The sequence below is a fragment of the Streptomyces sp. NPDC041108 genome (assembly GCF_055592645.1).
Genome location: NZ_JBVIYK010000003.1, coordinates 639,172 through 657,278, shown reverse-complemented (window position 1 = coordinate 657,278; position 18,107 = coordinate 639,172). Strand labels below are relative to the sequence as shown.

The window sequence follows — 18,107 nt, the reverse complement described above, 5'->3', positions numbered from 1 at the left end:
CTCAGTACGTCCGCTCGGCGATCCAGGCCATGACCCGCTCGGCCACCTTCGGGTCGTCCAGCAGGGCTGCGCCGTGCGCGGAGCCGGCCACGGTCTTCACCGTGACGCCGTTGGCGGGCATGTTGTGGTCCTTCTCCTCGGCCGCTTCGAGGCCGAGCGAGGGCTGGGCGGGTGCGGCGTCGCCCTTGGAGTGGAGCAGGTACATGGGGGCGTCGTCCGCTCCGGAGGCCCGGCTCCTGGCGGCCATGTCGTTCCAGGTCTCCCGGCAGCCCGGGTGGGGGGACGCGGTGGCCGGGTCCTTCGCCCCCTCCGTGCGCGTCTCCGTCTCCTTGCGTGCCTCCTTCTCCGTCTTCCCTCCCGTCTTCTCCCCCGTCTCCCTCTCCGTGTCCGGTTGAGTCTCCGGGGAGCAGCGCGCCAGGATGACGGCGTTGTCGCGGAGCCTGCGCTGCCGGTCCGTCGCGGTGGCGGCGTTGCCGTCCCGCCAGGCGCGGTACGGGTCGACGACGGGGGACAGTCCCACCACGCCGTCGAGGCCGTAGGCGCCGGACCGGTACGTCGCCACGGTGGTCGCGATCTGGCCCCCGGAGGAGGAGCCCAGAAGCGCCATCCGGTTGATGTCGAGGTCGAAGTCGGCGGCGTGGCCGCGGATCCAGTCGAGCGCGGACAGGGCGTCGGTCCGCTGGGCCGGCCAGGCGGCGTCGTGGTTCAGCCGGTAGTCCACGGTGAAGACGGCGAACCCGGCGTCCGCGAAGGTGCGCGACCAGGTGGCCCAGCCGGTGTCCTCGTGCCAGTAGCCGCCGTGCAGGATCACGATGCCCGGCTGTGTGCCGTTCCGTTCCTCGCCGGCGGCGTTCCAGTAGGCGTCGAGGGTCTGCCGGCTGTGTGAGCCGTAGGAGTACGTGGCCTCGTTGCGGTCGGCCGCCGTGCTGTCGCGCGTGTCCGAGATGAGGAGCGCGGCGACCACGGCGGCGCAGAGAAACAGACAACCCCAGAGGCGACGCACGGCCACCTGCCCTTCGAACGACCCGACGGCAGGCGTCCGTTGTCCCCGGGTCGCGGGATCCGATCGACACGTCCGCGACCGCGCGTGGCTCGTCACGTCCACAGGGGGAGCGCCCACACGGCCTGCTCGCGTGCGCATCCGGACTATAGGCGGCCCGCTCGAACAAAAGCCAAGCGGGTCAGGGTGGTTGCGGTGAAGTGTTCGTGCTCGACGGTGAAGCGGGCGGGCTCGGCACCGGTGAGCACGGACGAGGGCGACGCGGCCGGTGTCCGGCAGGCATCGCCTTCTTCGGCCTCTTGCCCCTAACATGCCGTGTCAAGTGCATGATCGGCGCGAGGGGCGAGCGAGCGTGGGCATCGAACACCTGGACGTGCGGGCTCACGCGAGACAGCGCTGGGCGGCCAGGGCCGCACTCGCCTGCGCCGCTCTCGCCGTCCTCCTGCCGCTCGGGTACGCGCGCGCCGCGAGCCTGCTGCTCGTCGCGGGCGTCGTGCTGGGCGCCGGCCTCACGGTGGCCGCGCTGTGGTGGGTCCTGATCCACCGCGGCGCCGTCCGGATCGCCGCGGGTGTGCTGGCGGTGGCCGCGCCGGTCGGCGTCATCTGGTGGTTCGCCGTCGTCAACCTGCTGTGGGTCGTGATCGTCTCCGCCGGGCTCTGGGCCGTGGCCGTCTGGTCCGGCAAGTTCGCCCTCAGGAGCACCAAGTCCCACCACGTCCATGTGCCCGAGCACCGCACCCCCGCCCCCACCCGCCCCTTCCTCATCATGAACCCCAAGTCGGGCGGCGGGAAGGTCGAGCGTTTCCGGCTGAAGGAGCGCGCAGAACGGCTCGGCGCCACGGTCCATCTGCTCGACCCCGCCCACCACGAGGACGTCGCCGTACTGGCCCGTGACGCCGTCAGGAACGGCGCCGACCTCCTCGGTGTCGCGGGCGGCGACGGCACCCAGGCCCAGGTCGCCGCCGTCGCGGCGGCGTACGACGTCCCCCTCCTCGTCATCTCCGCCGGCACCCGCAACCACTTCGCCATGGACCTCGGCCTCGACCGCGACAACCCCGCCGCCTGCCTCGACGCCCTCACCGAGAAGGGTGTGGAGCTCCACGTCGACCTCGGGTACGCCAGCGGTCATCCGTTCGTCAACAACGCCTCCTTCGGCGCGTACGCCGCCGTCGTGCAGAGCCCCGCCTACCGCGACGACAAGGTCCGCACCACCCTGGAGCTGCTGCCCGAACTGCTCACCCACCAGCGGGGCCCGCGGCTCACCGCCCGCATCGGGGACGCCGTCATCGACGCGCCGCAGGCCGTCCTCGTCAGCAACAACGTCTACCGCAGCGACGACCTCGTCGGCCTCGGCCGCCGCGAACGGCTGGACGCCGGCGTGCTGGGCGTCGTCGGTGTGCGCGTCGACAGCGCCGCCGAGGCCGCCGGGATGGTCCTCGGCCCGAACGCCCCCGGGCTCAGCCTCCTCGTCGCGGACGAGATCGTCGTCGAGGCCGACCGGGCCGAGATCGAGGTCGGCGTCGACGGCGAGGCCCTCCTGCTGCCCACCCCCGTCCACTGCCGGGTCTCGCAGAAGGCTTTGCGCGTCCGCGTGCCCCGCGACCGGCCCGGCGTCCCCGAGCCCAAGCCGCCCCTGGACTGGCGCCGGCTGCGCAAGCTCGCCGCCGCGGTCGGCCGCACGGCCCTGCCCAAGCACCACGAACGGTACGGGTGGGCGCAGCGGAGGTGGGACCGGTGGCGTTGACGGTCCCGTTGCCCGGCCGGTGAACCTCGGCCCGGGGCGCGGCCGGCAGTTTCGAACGAGGTGATCGACGCCGCACTCACGTCCGCACGGCACCACCCGCCGCGCTGATCAGCGACTTCGTTGCCAGCGATCACTGGCGCGTTGTGGACGCCCGGTGAAACCCTGTTACCGCCGGGTACCCAAAGTCGTCCGGTCCGGAATACCCTGCGCGTCATGACGGACTCGCAGGCCCCCGAAAAGACCGGCACGACCACCACGGGAACGACCGGCACGGCACGGACGACCGGCACCAACCCCCTCGCGGCAGCGCCCCAGGGCGCCCGTACCGCCGCCGACGTGGTCACTCCCGAACTGGTCGCCCAGCTCACCAAGGGCGTGGTCGGCTCCGGCCGGACCGCCAACCACACCCCGTTCACCGGTGAGAAGCTGGCCGACCTGCCGGAGTCCACCCCCGAGGACGTGGCGACGGCCTACGAGCGGGCCCGCGCGGCCCAGGCCGTCTGGGCCCAGCGGCCGGTGCGCGAGCGCGCCGCCGTGCTCCTCCGCTTCCACGACCTGGTGCTGGAGCGCCAGGCCGAGGTGCTCGACCTCATCCAGCTGGAGACCGGCAAGGCCCGTCTGCACGCCCACGAGGAGGTCCAGGCCGTCGCGGTCGCCGCCCGCCACTACGGCCGCAAGGCCCCGTTCTACCTGAAGCCGAAGCGGCACACCGGCGCCGTACCGACCCTCACCAAGGTCACCGAGCTGCGCCACCCGCGCGGTGTGATCGGCCAGATCGCCCCCTGGAACTACCCGCTCGAACTCTCCGTCGGCGACGCGATCCCCGCCTTCGTCGCGGGCAACGCCGTCGTGATGAAGCCCGACACGGAGACCTGCCTGACCGCCCTGTGGGCCCGCGACCTGCTCATCGAGGCCGGCCTGCCCGCCGGGGTCTTCCAGGTCGTCCTCGGCGAGGGCCCCGTCATAGGCCCCGAGGTCGTCCGGCACGCCGACTACGTCTCCTTCACCGGCTCCACCCGCACCGGCCGCGAGGTCGCGCAGGGCGCCGCCGCCCGCCTCGTCGGCGTCTCCCTCGAACTCGGCGGCAAGAACGCGATGCTCGTCCTCGCGGACGCCGACATAGAGAAGGCGGCGGCGGGCGCCGTCCGCGCCTGCTTCAGCTCCGCCGGGCAACTCTGCATCTCCATCGAGCGGTTGTACGTCCACGAGTCCATCGCCGACGCCTTCCTGGAGCGCTTCGCCGCCCGCACCAAGGCCATGCGCCTCGGTACCTCCCTCGCGTACGGCGCCGAGATGGGCTCCCTGGTCGGCGAACGCCAGCTGGAGACCGTCACCCGCCACGTCGACGAGGCCGTGGAGAAGGGCGCCAAGGTCGTCGCGGGCGGCGTCGCCCGCCCCGACATCGGCCCGTACTTCTACGAGCCCACGATCCTCGACGGCGTCACGGAACCCATGTCCGTGTGCACGGAGGAGACCTTCGGCCCGGTCGTCTCCATCTACCGCTTCACGGACGAGGACGAGGCCGTCGAGGAGGCCAACTCCACCGCGTACGGCCTCAACGCCTCCGTCTGGACCAAGGACGGCCGCCGCGGCCGCGAGGTCGCCTCCCGCGTCCGCGCCGGCACGGTCAACGTCAACGAGGGCTACGCCTCCGCCTACGGCAGCGTCCAGTCCCCCATGGGCGGCATGAAGGACTCCGGCCTCGGCCGCCGCCACGGCTCCGAGGGCATCCTCAAGTACACGGAGGCCCAGACGATCGCCCAGCAGCGCCTGCTGCCCATGGCCCCCTCCTTCGGCATGGACGACGAGAAGTACGCCCAGTTCATGAGCCGCAGCCTGCGGGTGATGAAGGCACTGAGGCTCAGGTAGGCGCCCCGCCGGGGGCGGCGGGGCCGTATCGATGTGCGGCTCCGCCGAGTGAACGCGAGCAACCACGAGCAAACCACGAGCAGCCACGAGCATTCACGGACGGCCCGCACGGACACTCGACGAGGAGCAAACGTGCCGCAAGACGCTTACGACCACGACCACGACCACGAATACGACTACGACGTCATCGTGGTCGGATCGGGTTTCGGTGGATCGGTGACCGCCCTCCGCCTCACGGAGAAGGGCTACCGCGTCGGCGTCCTGGAGGCGGGCCGTCGCTTCACCCGCGAAACCCTCCCCAGGAACTCCTGGGACCTCAAGAACTACCTCTGGGCCCCCGCCCTCGGCATGTACGGCCTCCAGCGCATCCACCTGCTGGGCAACGTCATGGTGCTGGCCGGGGCCGGCGTGGGCGGCGGCTCCCTCAACTACGCCAACACCCTCTACGTACCGCCGAAACCGTTCTTCGAGGACCCGCAGTGGAAGGACATCACCGACTGGCAGGACGAGCTGAAGCCGTACTACGACCAGGCCCGCCGCATGCTCGGTGTACGGCTCAACCCGACGATGACCCCGTCGGACGTGCACCTCAAGGCCACCGCCGAGCGGATGGGCGTCGGCGACAGCTTCCACCTCGCCCCGGTCGGCGTCTTCTTCGGCGACGGCGAGGACGCCGACGGCAAGGCGAAGGCCGCCCCCGGTGAGCGGGTGGCGGACCCCTACTTCGGAGGCGCGGGTCCCGCCCGCAGGGCCTGCACCGAGTGCGGCGAGTGCATGACCGGCTGCCGCCACGGCGCCAAGAACACCCTCAACGAGAACTACCTCCACCTCGCCGAGAAGGCGGGCGCGGTCGTCCACCCGATGACGACGGTGGTGGCCGTGACGGAGGACTCGCAGGGCGGCTACGCCGTGTCGACCCTGCCGACCGACCAGCGGCGCAAGGGAGCCGGTCGTGTGCTGAAGGCCCGCCGCGTCGTCCTCGCGGCCGGCACCTACGGCACCCAGACCCTGCTGCACCGAATGAAGGCGAACGGCCAACTGCCGCACATCTCTGACCGGTTGGGCATGCTGACCCGCACCAACTCGGAGGCCCTGGTCGGCGCCCAGACCGACAGCCGCCGCTACCGCAAGGCCCACGGCGTGCCCGAGGTCGACTTCACGCGAGGCGTGGCGATCACCTCCTCCATCCACCCCGACGAGAACACCCACATCGAGCCGGTCCGCTACGGCAAGGGCTCCAACGCGATGGGCGGCCTGTCCATCCTCCAGGTCCCGTACGCGGGCGGCACCGCGTCGGATGCCTCCCGCGTCCTCGGCTGGCTGGTGAACGCGGTCAAGCACCCGCTGCTGGTGGCCCGTTCGCTCTCCAACCGCCGGTGGTCGGAGCGGACCATCATCGGTCTGGTGATGCAGTCCCTGGACAACTCCCTGTCGACGCACCTCAAGCCGAAGGGCCTCGGCAAGGGCCTGTTGACGGCACGTCAGGGCCATGGCGCGCCCAACCCCAAGCAGATCGAGGCTGCTTCGAGGGCCGCCTCCACCCTCGCCGCCGAGATCAACGGCTTCGCCGGCAGCAACGTGGGCGAGCTGATGGGCACTCCGCTCACCGCGCACTTCCTCGGTGGCTGCCCCATCGGCGCCAGCGCGGCCGACGGCGTCATCGACCCGTACCACCGCCTCTACGGCCACCCCGGCATCTCCGTCGTCGACGGCGCCGCCGTCTCCGCGAACCTGGGCGTGAACCCCTCGCTGACCATCACCGCCCAGGCCGAGCGCGCCATGGCGCACTGGCCGAACAAGGGCGAGCCCGACCACCGCCCGGCCCCGGGCGCGGCCTACGAACGGCTCGGCCCCGTGCAGCCCCTGCACCCGGCGGTCCCGGCGGACGCCTTCGGCGCGCTGCGGCTGCCCCTGCTGCCGGTGCCGGCGGTGCCGCCGAAGAAGTAGGCCGGCCGGCCCGTCCGCGGCGGTGGTGACCGCGCGGGAGACGACAGCGGAGAAGGACCCGCACCCCCCTCCGAGTGCGGGTCCTTCTCTCGTGTGCCAGGTGTGACCCATGAGTCGAGTGAAGGGTTGCCCCCGCGATGACAGGTTTTTCGTGTGACCTGGATCACGTCCGGCTGAGGGTGAAGTGATACCCGAAACCGCTTGTGGTGCCAGGTCGCACACATGATCTGATGTGGCCTGTGAGGCCTCTGTGAGGCATGCGAAGAAAGCCGTAAGGGTGGGGGACACGAAGGTGGGGGACATGAACGCGGGGGACATGAGGTCGAAGGTGTCGCGGGCGGCGGTGGCCGTCTCGGTCGCGGCCGTGCTGGGGCTCACCGCGGCGTGCGGCGGGGGCGGCGACGAGAGCAAGGACGCCGCGACGAAGCCGTCGGTCGCCGGCACCGCATCCGCCGGGGACGCGAAGGACGGGCAGGACGGCAAGGGCGGCGGGAAGGCCGCGCTGACCGAGGCCCAGCTGAAGGAGGCGGCCCTCGCGAAGGGGGACGTGAAGGGCTACAAGATCGCCGACATGCCCGCGGAGGACATGCCCGGCGTGCCCGTTCCCGCGAAGCCGGCCGCCTGCCAGCCCCTCGCGAACATGTTCAACTTCACCTCGGACCCGCAGCCGAAGGCCCGCGCCGGACGCACCGTCACCTCCGAGAACAAGCTCTCCGCGAGTGTCGTCTCCCTCGCCCTCGCCGCACACGAGCAGAGCGACGCCGAGAAGGTCATGGCCGACCTGCGCACCGCGACGGAGAACTGCGACGGATACGAGCACGTCGGCAACAAGTACACCGCCGTCGAGGCCCGCCCCGCCCCGAAGCAGGGCGACGAGGCCGTCGCGTACAAGCTGAAGGCCGACATCGAGGGGGCCAAGATCCCGATGTCCTTCACGGTGGTGCGCAGCGGTTCGACGCTCATCGGGTTCTACTCGATGAACATGCTCGACGCGGACAAGGCCGAGGTGCCGGACGAGATCCTCGACGCGCAGGTCGCGAAGCTGGAGAAGGCCGCCGGCTGAGCGGACCACGACGTGACGAAGGGCCCCGCGGGACGGAAGCCGCGGGGCCCTTCTGCGTCGGCACCGACGTCAGGGCCGCGCCGGTGCCTCGAAGCGGCGCCGGGGGGTGTGCGCCGCTTTTCGTGGAGGTGGACAAGGGTTGGGGGGCGGCGGCGCCCGGCGCACCGGGGGCGTGCGCCTGGTACCGACCAGGGATGGCCGACGGCTTCCTGTTCCGCGTCGTGAGGGAGGGGAGACGGCCTCCGCAACCGTTCCGGCCACCCCTGAACAGGATTCCGCCGGTCGGCCCCGGGCGTCCCCGGAGCCGGCGGTTCTCTTGCGTGACCGGGCTGCTGTCCCCTGCCGCCCGGTCACAACCCTGGAGCGAGGTCCCACGGCGCACGGCACGATCCGTACACCTCATCGCTCCAGCGGAGCCACGCGTGGTTCTGTCGGGTCCGGACCTGGCTGGCACGGACACCGACACCAACGAAGCGTGTCGCACGACGGTCACGCGCCGTACGGGTGAGAGAGCAGGCGTACGTACGTGCGCCGGTCAGACGCGACCCCGGCACAGCTCCAGCAGGGTCATGGCGAGTGCGGTGCCGGGCTTGCCGAGGGCGTCCCGGTAGTGGGCGAGGACGTCCATCTCGCGGGAGAGGTTCACGCGGCGGCCGCCGGACTCGATCCGGGTCTGCTGGATCACGGCGGAGACCGCCGTCCGTTCCTGGATCAGGCCGATGATCCGGTCGTCCAGCGCGTCGATGCGTTCACGGGCGCCGGCGATCACACCGGCCGCCTCGCCGGTACGGGCGCCGGTCACGTCGGTGGCGGCCGTATGCATACCGGCCGTATGCGTGGCGGCCTCGTGCGTGGCGGCCTTGTCGGTCGAGGCCGAGGTCGTGTTCGCGGTCGTGTTCGCGGTCGCGTTCGTGTTCGTGTTCGTGACGGTCATGGGGGAGTTCCTCGCCGGAGGTCGAAGTCGGACGTGGCTCCCCGGTGCGGCAGGACCCGGAAAACGCCAGGCGCCCCGGACCTGTCGGTCCGGGGCGCCTGGGAAAGTCGCTGATCAGTAGCTCAAGCAACACGACCATGGCAGCCGGCGGACCGGGTGCCATAGGTAAAGAGGAAGGTCGGGTGCGTGAACATGGGCGCCAGTATGCCACGGCCTGTCCCGGCCTCGTCCGCGCCCGGGTCCCCCTGGGTCCACTCCCCGGGCGGGGGCCGGAGGCGGAGTCCCCGGTGGGCCCGCTCCGCCGGGGAGCACCCCGGTAGACTCGACCACACAGACCCCCGCCCCACCGCCGGAAGGCACCCCGTGTCATCAGCGAACCCCGCTGCCGCCGCTCCCGACACCGTTCTGGTCGTCGACTTCGGCGCCCAGTACGCCCAGCTCATCGCCCGACGGGTCCGCGAGGCCCGGGTCTACAGCGAGATCGTGCCGAGCACCATGCCGGTCGCGGCGATGCTCGCCAAGAACCCGGCGGCGATCATCCTCTCCGGCGGCCCCTCCTCGGTCTACGCCGAGGGTGCCCCCCGCCTCGACCGCGCACTCTTCGAGGCCGGCGTTCCCGTCTTCGGCATGTGCTACGGCTTCCAGCTGATGGCCACCACCCTCGGCGGCACCGTCGACAACACGGGCGCGCGTGAGTACGGCCGTACGCCCCTCCACGTCGCCAAGTCCGGCAGCACCCTCTTCGAGGGCACCCCCGACGAGCAGTCGGTCTGGATGTCCCACGGCGACGCCTGCTCCGCCGCCCCCGAGGGCTTCACCGTCACCGCCTCCACCGACGTGGTACCGGTCGCCGCCTTCGAGAACGACGAGAAGAAGCTGTACGGCGTCCAGTACCACCCGGAGGTCATGCACTCCACGCACGGCCAGCAGGTCCTGGAGCACTTCCTCTACCGGGGCGCGGGCATCACCCCCAGCTGGACCACCGGCAATGTCATCGAGGAGCAGGTCGAGGCCATCCGCGAGCTGGTCGGTGACAAGCGCGCGATCTGCGGCCTGTCCGGTGGCGTGGACTCCGCCGTCGCCGCGGCCCTCGTGCAGAAGGCCATCGGCTCCCAGCTGACCTGCGTGTACGTCGACCACGGTCTGATGCGCAAGAACGAGACCGAGCAGGTCGAGAAGGACTTCGTCGCCGCGACCGGCGTCCAGCTCAAGGTCGTGGACGCGGAGGAGCGGTTCCTCAAGGCGCTCGCCGGGGTCTCCGACCCCGAGCAGAAGCGGAAGATCATCGGCCGCGAGTTCATCCGCGTCTTCGAGCAGGCCCAGGCGGAGATCATCGCCGACGAGGGCCCCGAGGTGGCGTTCCTGGTCCAGGGCACCCTCTACCCGGACGTCGTCGAGTCCGGCGGCGGCACCGGCACGGCCAACATCAAGTCCCACCACAACGTGGGCGGCCTGCCCGAGGACCTGGAGTTCAAGCTCATCGAGCCGCTCCGCAAGCTGTTCAAGGACGAGGTCCGGATGGTCGGCCAGGAGCTGGGACTCCCGGAGGAGATCGTCCAGCGCCAGCCGTTCCCCGGCCCCGGCCTCGGCATCCGGATCGTCGGCGAGGTCACCAAGGACAGGCTCGACCTGCTCCGCGAGGCCGACGCCATCGCCCGTGAGGAGCTGACGGCCGCCGGCCTCGACCGTGACATCTGGCAGTGCCCGGTGGTGCTGCTGGCGGACGTCCGGTCCGTCGGGGTCCAGGGCGACGGCCGCACCTACGGCCACCCGATCGTCCTGCGCCCGGTGTCCAGCGAGGACGCCATGACCGCCGACTGGTCCCGGCTGCCGTACGAGGTCCTCGCGAAGATCTCGACCCGGATCACCAACGAGGTCGCGGACGTCAACCGGGTCGTCCTCGATGTGACGAGCAAGCCCCCGGGCACCATCGAGTGGGAGTGAGTCCCGCCGCGTACGGCGTGGAGGGGCTCAGGTCCGTTTGAGGGTCCGCACCGGCTCTCCGGGCTTCCAGACCTGGACGACCAGGTACTTGTCGTCCTCGACGTAGGTCCGTACGACCTCCGTCAGCTCGGTGCGGAAGAGGTGGAACGGCTCCGGCGGTTCCACCTCTTCGCCGTACGCCGCCTTGACGGCGGGATCGTCGATTTCGACCGCCCGCCCGCTCACCCGCACGTCACCGCCGCCCATCTCCGTGCCCGGGCCGGGATTGGCCTGCAGCGAGAAACGCGGGTCCCGGCGCAGATCGAGCGCCTTGCGCGAGTCGGGCATCATCCCCAGCCACAGCTCCCCGTTCACGAACCGGACCTCCAGCCCGGTCGTACGCGGGGAGCCGTCCCTGCGGAGGGTGGCGAGGACGTGGTGGGTGAAGGCACCGAAGCGTGCCTCGACCGTCTGTGCGAGCTCAGGTTCGGCGGCGACGAACGCGCCCCAGTTCGAATGGTTCTCCGGCATACGTCGAGTCTCGCGCGGATACCCGACACCCACCGTCCGGTTACCCCGAGCGACGTACAACGGCGGTTCGACCCGAGCGAACGGTGTGCGGTGTGGCGCGCTTCCGTGACTTGCGTAACGGTTGCGCACTCTCTTCACGGGACGGGCCTGTTCTGCCAGGGGCACCGACGGTAACTTCCGATTCGTAAAGGAAGTCACCCTGGAGGACACATGCACGGGCCCACACCGCCCCTGCCCCTACCCACCGACCAGCTCCGGTTCGCCATGCCGCCGATGCACGAGTCGGCGGCGGACGAGCGGCGACACCGCAAGGAACGCCTGGCCGGGGCCCTGCGGATCTTCGGGCGACTGGGGTTCGAGGAGGGCGTCTCGGGGCACATCACCGCGCGCGACCCGGAGTTCAGCGACTGTTTCTGGGTCAATCCGTTCGGGATGCCGTTCCAGCACGTCACAGTGAGTGACCTGGTCCTCGCCAACCAGGACGGACAGGTGATCGAGGGCCGCTACCACGTGAACCAGGCCGCCTTCACGGTCCACGCACAGGTGCACGCCGCCCGCCCCGACGTCGTCGCGGTCGCGCACTGTCACTCCGTGCACGGCCGCGCGCTGGCCGCGCTCGGCGAACTGCTCGACCCGATCACCCAGGAGTCCTGCGCGTTCTACGAGGACCAGGCGCTCTACGACCACTACACGGGCGTCGCCGTGGACTCGGAGGAGGGCCGCCGCATCGCCGGCGTGCTCGGCAGCCGCAAGGCGCTCGTGCTGCGCAACCACGGTCTGCTGACGGTCGGCGACTCGGTCGACGCGGCGGCGTGGTGGTTCCTGTCGATGGAACGCTCGGCCCAGGTGCAGCTCACCGCCAAGGCGGCGGGACGCCCCCTGCTGATCGAACACCGGCTGGCCGCGGCGACGCGGGAGCAGGCGGGCGGCGACCTGGTGGCGTGGATCAACTATCAGCCGCTGTGGCAGGACATCAGCAGGAGCGAACCGGACCTGCTGAGCTGACCGGAGGCCGGCCCCGGTCCCCGGTCTCGGGGTCCGGGGTCCGGGGCCAGGGGCCAGGGGCCAGGGGTCGAGGCGGTCAGAAGTCACGCAGCACGGCTGCCTTCGTGGTGGCGAACTCCTCGTCCGTCAGGACCCCCTGGCGGTGGAGTTCGCCCAACTCGCGGAGCCGCCGCAGGAGGACGTCGTGGTGGTCGGAGTGGCCGTGGTGGTCGGGGTGGCCGTGGTGTTCGGGGGTGTGCGAGGGCTCGACGGCGGGCTTGGCCTGCCGGAGGACGGCCGAGCGGTCGGTGCCGCCGCGGGTGGACGGATGGGGCAGCCGTGCCGTGACCGCCGTGGCGACGAGCGCCGTGAGCAGGTCGCGACGGGTGCTGCCCCACAGATCCAGGGCATACGGGTCCCGCTCCGGCGGCAGCTTGGAGAAGACGGCCTCACGCGTCACGAACCGCAGGAACCCGTCCTCGTAACCGGAGTTGGGCAGCCACTCGACCTGCACCAGCTCGTCGACGTCGATGATCCGCGGGCCGGTCGCCCGCTTGACCCGGTCGGACGTGTCGTTCCAGTCGATCCGCACCCGCGCACCGTCGAACGACACCCTGCCGTCGCTGGACCGCACGGACACCGGCACGGGCGGGCCGGGCAGGAGGTAGGCCCCGGCGGGCTCCTTCGGCGTCTGCTCCAGCAGCATGGACCGCCGTATCTCCTCGGCCACGTACGCGGCGACCCCCGAACGGTCGAGATCCACCGTCAGCCGGTACGGATCGGCCTCGTCCGGCAGCCGCCCGCCGGTGGCCTGGAGCAGCGGATCACTGCCCTCACGCAGGCGCAACCGGAGCCGCCCGCGCCTGCGGTCGGGCTCGTAGACGACACCGGACACCGCCTCCAGCGGCACCGCGATCTCCCCGTACGTCTGCCGGAACAGCGCCACGGAACGGTGCAGGCCCGGCGTGATCCGGACCGTGCTGCCGTCGAAGGCCCAGGACCCGTCCCGCTGGATGATCTCGGCCATACGGAGATTCTCGCAGCCGGGTCAACACGGACACCGGGACTTCACCCCGCCCCTCCCTTGCGCGGAGTGGACCTGCCGGACGCGAGCCGTGTCCCGTAAGGCACAATTCGCTGTCATCGCGGGGCACTTGTACGGGCGCACGGCTGTGGCAGGGAGCGGACGTGCATACGAGGCCCACGAGGCCCGGAGCCGTCCACGAAGGTGCCGTCGGCGGCGCGGCCAAGGCGCTGACGGCGGTGTCGCCGACGGCGCCGGCGTCGGCGACCGAACCGAGGTAACGGAACTGACGACGGACGACAACGGTCCTGCTGACGGCCGTGCCGAGGACGGTCATGGACGAAACAATCGTGACGAAGACAATCGTGACGATGACGGCCGTGACGTGACGGCTGTGACGATGACGGCCATGGCGATGACGGCCCTGACAGGGATCGGCCGTGGAACGGCGGCCGTGAGGAAGACGGCAATGACAACGGCGGCGAATGCCGAGGGACGCGGTCGCGCAGGCGGACGCGGTGCGGGAAGGCGGGCTCGGGCATGGCGGTGCAGGAGGCCAGAGGGGGCATGGGCGCGGCCCATGAAGGCGGGTGCACGTGCGGGGACTGCCCCCACGGGGCGCGTGCGGGACACCGGCGCGCGGTCGCCGAGTTCCTGCTGAAGCGGGAGGAGTTCGCGTCCGGGCAGGGACTGCCGGCGGCCGTCGCACACTCCGCGTCCGCCTCTCGGCAGTGGGTCTCCGACGAACTCACGCAATCCGCGGCCCTCGTCGCCGAACGCGGCCGCGTCGAGGGCGAGGCATGGCTCGGCCGTCTGTGGCTGCGCACGGCGATCGTCGTCTGGGCCGCCGTCGTGACCCTTCTCCTCGTCCAGTCCCTCACCGCGATCGGCGCGGGCTGGACGGTCGCCCGCACCGCCGGTCTGCTCGCCGCCCTGCTGGTGGGCGCCGCCCTGACGGGTGCCGGATATCTGCACCGGGCACGTGGCGGCGCCCTCGCCCCCGTCATCGGCGAGGACAACCGTCTGTCCACCTCCCGCGCGATCGCGGCCGCCTGGGTGCTCTTCGTCGTCTTCGCGGTCCTCGTCCTCGTCGGCCGACTGGCCGCCGCCTCCGACCACCGGGAACGCGACGCCCTCATCACCGGACTCGACCTCACCCGTGGCGCGGGCATCGTGACCGTCCTGGCCGTGGTCTGCGGCATCGCTGTCCTGGTCCGCCGCGTCGTCGGCCTCCGGGTCCTCTCCCAGCGTCTGCAGAAGGTCCGCGCCGCTCGCCCCCGCGCCGCCGACCTCCTGACCGACGACTCCGGCCGAGGCAGCTTCACGGACATCCAGTACGTGCTCGTCTGTGCCGTCGCCCTCACCTTCGCGGCGGTGCGCCTCGCCCGTCGCCCCGACCAACTCCCGGACCTCCCCTGGGGCCTGGCCCTCCTCGTCCTGGTCTCCGCCGCCACCTACGTCGCCGGCAAATACGCCGAGGGCGGCCGTCCCGTCGTCCTCTCCGTCGTCCGCGCCCGCGAGGCCGGCGACCTCGACGCCCCCATCCGCAACGGCGACGACATCGAGATCCGCGGCGCCGGTTTCGTCCCGCCCGGCGCGCAGACCGCCGACCACCTCTCCCGCATGGTCGTCCGCATCGGCGCCGTCCATGTCCACGTCCCCCTCGTCCCCGTCGCAGGCGGCTTCAGCAACCCCACGGACGCCGTCCTCACCGCCCCCGTCCCCGCCGACGTCGAACCCGGCAAGGTCGACGTCCAGGTCGTCACAGCCGCCGGCGTGGAAACCAACCGCTACACGATCGAGGTCTCGGCGGACTGAGCGACCTCGTTTCGGGGCCGGGTGAGGGAGCGCGTCGGGGCCGGTCGAGGGATTGAGCAGGGCGGGGAGACGCGGGGGCGGGCCGGCCCAGGGCAGGTGGGGCGGGCCGGGGACTGCGGGGTGCCGGGTGCTCGGCCCCCCGGCGCGGGCGGGCCGAAGACACCGCCCGGCGTGGACGCGGCTATGGACGCGGCTCGGCGTGTACGAGGCCTGGCGTGGACACGGCTCGGCGTGGACACGGCTCGGCTTAGACGAGAGACGAGGCCCGGCGTCGACACGGCCCGGCGCAGGGCCAGCCCGTCCTAGACGTGGCGGGCGAAGCCGCAGTCCGACCCCCGAAAAGCATCCCCGACCCGGAAAAACACGCCCGAACCATTGAGCCCCCCCACCCCTGCGAACGTATCGTCTGTCGAGGGGTCAACGGCACGGCGGACAAGAGGCGGCGCAGACCATGACTCACGACATTCGCACGGACTCCTACACCTCCTATCGCGATGGCGGCCCCGACTGGCGAGACACAGCCACCCGCTACGCCCTGTTGCCCCTGCGCGTCTTCCTCGGCGTCACTTTCATCTACGCCGGCCTGGACAAACTCACCGACAGCGCCTTCATGGCAGCCTCCGGCTCCGGCTCCATCGGCGACATGATGAGCGCCACCAGGGACTCCTCCGCCATCCCAGCCATGATCGACATGGCCCTCAAGAACCCCGTCGGCTTCGGCTACGCCATTGCCATCGGTGAACTCGCGGTCGGCATCGGCGCCCTCCTCGGCCTCCTCACCCGCCTCGCCGCCTTCGGCGGCGCCCTGATCTCCCTCAGCCTCTGGCTGACGGTGAGCTGGTCGGCATCCCCGTACTACTACGGCAACGACCTCCCCTACCTCATGGCCTGGATCCCCCTGATCCTCGCCGGCGCCCCGGTTCTCTCCTTGGACGCGGCCATCCGCTCCCGCCGTCACGGTGGCAGCAGGCACCGCGCACACGCCTACCGCTGAGCGCCGCACCACCTCCGCCCGGGACGCACCACAGCTCCCCCGCGCAGCTCGCGGCCGGCGGCTGATCAGCGCCTGGTGCCCCGCACGGCAGCGCATCCGCGCACTCCCGGCAGCTCAGGCGAGGTCACCCCGCGGAACCGCTCGGCCCAGTCGCCCCGCCCGAATCCGCCCCGGTCACCGTCCCAGCCGCACCCGCGTTCCCCGCCCCGCCGGCACTCCCCGCCCCACCGGCACTCTTCGCCGTCCCGGCCGGACCAGGCGCCGCCGCACCCTCGAACCCCGGCGGCCCCGACTGCCCTTTCCGTTCGGACGCCCGACGCCCAAGTATCGCGAGGTTCAGAAGACCCACCGCCCCCGCCAGACACAGCCCTCCGATCACGAGCGGTATCACGGCGAACCAAGGGGTCTGCCAGGCATCGCCGGCGTCGCCCAGATACACGACACCGGCGGCGGTGAGGAAGAGGCCGGCTATGAGCTTCCCCGGCCGGAACTCATGACGCAGCACGGGCCACCTCCGCCTGTCCCACACCGACTTCGAGGTCGATGGCGAGCGTGCCGCCGCCGTCCGAGCCCTTCTCGGGGGAGAGCGTCAGCCGATCGCTCTTGTCCGGTGCCACGTCCACGTCCCCTTTGTCGTCACCCGGCAACTGGATGTCACCGAGGCCCACTTGCACATCCAGCCGAACAGTGACGTCCCGCGGGACCACCACTCTCACCTTGCCCGCGCCCACCTCCACGCTCGTCGTCAGGGTCTCGCCCTTCGGTATGTCCACCTGGGACAGGTCCAGCGTGCCCACGCCGGTTCCCAGCTCGTACCTGGGCGCCAGGCCCTTCGCGTTTCGCGGTGCCCACTCCGTACGGGCCCAGTCGGTGGTGATGTTCGCCGGGAGCGCCGCCGTGCACGCGAGCAGCCCCGCGGTGATCAGGGCCAGGAAGATCGACCCCGCTCCCGTACGGCCGAGGAAGGCGCTCAGGGCTATGCCAAGGCCGAACACCGTCAGCGCGCAGGCCAGGCCGGTCTGCAGGCTGGTGGCGAGAGGGTGGCTCTCCCAGGTCACGCCGGTGCCGAGGCCACCGGCGAGCAGCGCGAGCAGAAATATCCAGCCGCCCGTCCACCGCGGACCGCGCGGTTTCGGCGGGCGCACCGCGCGGATGCCGCGGTGGGCGGGCATGACACCCCCGGCGATGTTGACGGCTGCCGCCATGTCCCGGTCGGCGGCCGTCCACGGCCCCCACAGATAGCCCGTGCCACCCACGTGTCTTCCGTCCTTGATGATCGGATCACGCCACCAGGAGGGGTAGGCGGATGCCACGGGCGGCGCCTGGGCCTCCGGCGGGGCGTCGGCGACGGCCTGTGCGGCGAGCGGATCGGGGTCGGGGGCGCCGCGCCGCTGCGACCAGTACCCCGCGCCGGCCAGGAGCAGGGAGACGACCACGGAGAAGGTCAGGACGGTGGTGTTGCTCAGCAGGGTGAGGAAGACGCCGCAGCCGACCAGCGCGAAGAGCACACCCGCGAGGGCCTGGCCGTCGACCCTGCCGGTCAGCAGCTTGCGTACCTCGTTCTCCTCCTCGTCGTCGTACGGAACGAACAGCCAGGCGAAGCCGTAGAAGATGAGGCCGAAGCCGCCGGTCGCGGCGAGCACCGCCAGCACCACCCGGAAGATCACCGGATCCATGTCGCACTGACGCCCGAGCCCGGCACAGACACCACCCAGCGTCTTGTACCGCCGGTCGCGGCGGAACTTGTGCGGAGCGGCGGGCCCGTCGACCGGATCGTCGGGGGAGGGACGCCCCGACGATCCAGGTGCGGACGGGGCCGCCGCGCCGGGGGAGGGACGGCCGGTAGCTCCGGGACGACCGGCGGCTCCGGGACGACCGGCGGCTCCGGGACGGCCGGTGGTGGCCGTCTGATCCGTGTGGGCGCCCGCGCCCGCACGCTCGCCCGCGCCCGCCTGCTCTCCCGCGCCTGCGCCTGTGCTCCCGTGTGCGCGCGGTTCTTCCGCCCCCGTGCCCGGTGGGGGCACGGCGTCCTGCGGCTCGCTCATGGGCCGCCGGGCGTCCGGACCCGAGCCGGGGCCCGGCTCCGCTGCCGCGTGCTGGTGATCCGTCATGCGTCCATCGTGACCGCCGAGCCGTCCCGATGGCAGTCGGGACGACCCTGGTCGAACCCTGATATCCGCCCGGGGATGTGTTCGATCCCGCCCGGACCGAAGATCAGGGGCGTCTCGGGGATCGACCCTGATGCCTCGATCCGCCGTGCGTGTGAATATCGATGG

General features: G+C 71.6%; 13 protein-coding genes. 8 read left to right on the top strand and 5 right to left on the bottom strand.

Annotated elements, in window-relative coordinates; translation table 11 throughout:
- Position 1 precedes the first annotated feature (1 nt).
- Positions 2-1,009 carry an alpha/beta hydrolase gene (locus tag ACZ6BB_RS12415; protein ID WP_471615197.1) on the bottom strand — a complete coding sequence of 336 codons (1,008 nt, stop codon included), beginning with the start codon at positions 1,007-1,009 and terminating at the stop codon, positions 2-4.
- Between the two features lie 343 nt (positions 1,010-1,352).
- Between ACZ6BB_RS12415 and ACZ6BB_RS12410 the strand changes: the two genes are divergently transcribed.
- From ACZ6BB_RS12410 to ACZ6BB_RS12395, 4 genes are all read left to right on the top strand, one after another.
- Positions 1,353-2,744: a diacylglycerol/lipid kinase family protein gene (locus ACZ6BB_RS12410; RefSeq protein ID WP_471615196.1), complete on the top strand. Its 1,392-nt coding sequence runs from the start codon at positions 1,353-1,355 to the stop codon at positions 2,742-2,744.
- A 213-nt stretch (positions 2,745-2,957) separates the two neighbouring features.
- Entirely contained in the window at positions 2,958-4,613 is a 1,656-nt protein-coding gene (locus ACZ6BB_RS12405; RefSeq protein WP_471615195.1) for a succinic semialdehyde dehydrogenase, read from the top strand.
- 132 nt (positions 4,614-4,745) lie between these two features.
- The gene (locus ACZ6BB_RS12400) at positions 4,746-6,560 is read left to right on the top strand and encodes a GMC oxidoreductase (protein ID WP_471615194.1); all 1,815 of its coding nucleotides are present in this window, start codon (positions 4,746-4,748) and stop codon (positions 6,558-6,560) included.
- A 301-nt stretch (positions 6,561-6,861) separates the two neighbouring features.
- The gene (locus ACZ6BB_RS12395; RefSeq protein ID WP_471615193.1) at positions 6,862-7,623 is read left to right on the top strand and encodes a hypothetical protein; all 762 of its coding nucleotides are present in this window, start codon (positions 6,862-6,864) and stop codon (positions 7,621-7,623) included.
- A 535-nt stretch (positions 7,624-8,158) separates the two neighbouring features.
- Here the strand turns inward: ACZ6BB_RS12395 and ACZ6BB_RS12390 are convergent.
- Positions 8,159-8,557 carry a chorismate mutase gene (locus tag ACZ6BB_RS12390; protein ID WP_471615192.1) on the bottom strand — a complete coding sequence of 133 codons (399 nt, stop codon included), beginning with the start codon at positions 8,555-8,557 and terminating at the stop codon, positions 8,159-8,161.
- Between the two features lie 363 nt (positions 8,558-8,920).
- On the opposite strand from ACZ6BB_RS12390, the gene guaA reads away from it, so the two are divergent.
- Complete coding sequence (gene guaA / locus ACZ6BB_RS12385) at positions 8,921-10,501, top strand: glutamine-hydrolyzing GMP synthase (protein ID WP_471615191.1); 1,581 nt, start codon at positions 8,921-8,923, stop codon at positions 10,499-10,501.
- Positions 10,502-10,528: 27 nt separating this feature from the next.
- Here guaA and ACZ6BB_RS12380 read toward each other — a convergent pair whose 3' ends face one another.
- A complete protein-coding gene (locus ACZ6BB_RS12380) occupies positions 10,529-11,011 on the bottom strand; it encodes a pyridoxamine 5'-phosphate oxidase family protein (RefSeq protein ID WP_471615190.1) in 483 nt (160 codons plus the stop codon).
- 210 nt (positions 11,012-11,221) lie between these two features.
- Between ACZ6BB_RS12380 and ACZ6BB_RS12375 the strand changes: the two genes are divergently transcribed.
- Positions 11,222-12,016: a class II aldolase/adducin family protein gene (locus ACZ6BB_RS12375; RefSeq protein ID WP_471615189.1), complete on the top strand. Its 795-nt coding sequence runs from the start codon at positions 11,222-11,224 to the stop codon at positions 12,014-12,016.
- Between the two features lie 76 nt (positions 12,017-12,092).
- On the opposite strand, the gene ACZ6BB_RS12370 is transcribed toward ACZ6BB_RS12375, so the two are convergent.
- Positions 12,093-13,022, bottom strand: coding sequence for a DUF4429 domain-containing protein (locus tag ACZ6BB_RS12370; RefSeq protein ID WP_471615188.1), 930 nt, complete (start codon positions 13,020-13,022; stop codon positions 12,093-12,095).
- A gap of 537 nt (positions 13,023-13,559) precedes the next feature.
- Here ACZ6BB_RS12370 and ACZ6BB_RS12365 point away from each other — a divergent pair.
- Both ACZ6BB_RS12365 and ACZ6BB_RS12360 read left to right on the top strand, forming a co-directional pair.
- The gene (locus tag ACZ6BB_RS12365; protein WP_471615187.1) at positions 13,560-14,837 is read left to right on the top strand and encodes a hypothetical protein; all 1,278 of its coding nucleotides are present in this window, start codon (positions 13,560-13,562) and stop codon (positions 14,835-14,837) included.
- 451 nt (positions 14,838-15,288) lie between these two features.
- Positions 15,289-15,831: a DoxX family protein gene (locus tag ACZ6BB_RS12360; protein WP_471615186.1), complete on the top strand. Its 543-nt coding sequence runs from the start codon at positions 15,289-15,291 to the stop codon at positions 15,829-15,831.
- A 491-nt stretch (positions 15,832-16,322) separates the two neighbouring features.
- Here ACZ6BB_RS12360 and ACZ6BB_RS12355 read toward each other — a convergent pair whose 3' ends face one another.
- Positions 16,323-17,942, bottom strand: a complete 1,620-nt coding sequence (locus ACZ6BB_RS12355) for a PspC domain-containing protein (protein WP_471615185.1) — start codon at positions 17,940-17,942, stop codon at positions 16,323-16,325.
- Positions 17,943-18,107: the final 165 nt, after the last annotated feature.